We start from the raw sequence: 814 nt of genomic DNA, 5'->3' as shown, positions 1-814 counted from the left end.
GCGCCTGCAGGTGAGGGAGTAAAGCCAGAGTGAAGGTCGGAATTGACATGGGGAGCCTGAGCGGCGGACAGCCGGCCAAGCTCGACATCGAGGAATTGCTGGCGACCCGTCTCCTGGTGCAGGGCAATTCCGGCTCCGGCAAGTCGCATCTGCTTCGCCGCCTGCTCGAGCAATCGGCGCAATGGGTGCAGCAGGTGATCATCGATCCGGAGGGCGATTTCGTCACCCTGTCGGAAAAATACGGCCATCTCGTCGTCGAGGGCGAGCGCAGCGAGGCGGAGCTCGCGGGCATCGCCAGCCGCATCCGCCGCCACCGCGTCTCCTGCGTGCTCTCCCTCGAAGGCCTCGAGGTCGAGCAGCAGATGCGCGCGGCGGCGGTGTTCCTGAACGCCATGTTCGACGCCGAGCACGAGCACTGGTACCCGGTGCTGGTGGTGGTCGACGAGGCGCAGATGTTCGCCCCCGCCGTCGGCGGCGACGTCTCGGAAGACGCACGGAAAATGTCACTCGGCGCGATGACCAACCTGATGTGCCGCGGCCGCAAGCGCGGGCTCGCCGGCGTCATCGCCACGCAGCGGCTCGCCAAGCTCGCCAAGAACGTGGCGGCGGAAGCCTCGAATTTCCTGATGGGCCGCACCTTCCTCGACATCGACATGGCGCGCGCCGCCGATCTCCTCGGCATGGACCGGCGCCAGGCGGAGATGTTCCGCGATCTCGCCCGCGGCAATTTCGTGGGCCTGGGGCCCGCGCTGTCGCGGCGGCCGCTGCCGATCGCCATCGGCGAGGTGGAGACGCAGGCGCGCTCCTCAAGCCC

At 68.2% G+C, this 814-nt stretch carries 1 protein-coding gene; it reads left to right on the top strand.

What is annotated here, in order from left to right; genetic code table 11:
* Positions 1 to 29 precede the first annotated feature (29 nt).
* On the top strand, positions 30 to 814 hold a 785-nt coding region (locus LL06_RS26145), incomplete at its 3' end, for an ATP-binding protein (RefSeq protein ID WP_035534034.1).

This window comes from Hoeflea sp. BAL378, assembly GCF_000759435.1.
Classification (GTDB): Bacteria; Pseudomonadota; Alphaproteobacteria; order Rhizobiales; family Rhizobiaceae; genus Hoeflea.
The sequence above is the reverse complement of the archived record's forward strand: the minus strand, read 5'-3'. Positions and strand labels throughout refer to the sequence as shown.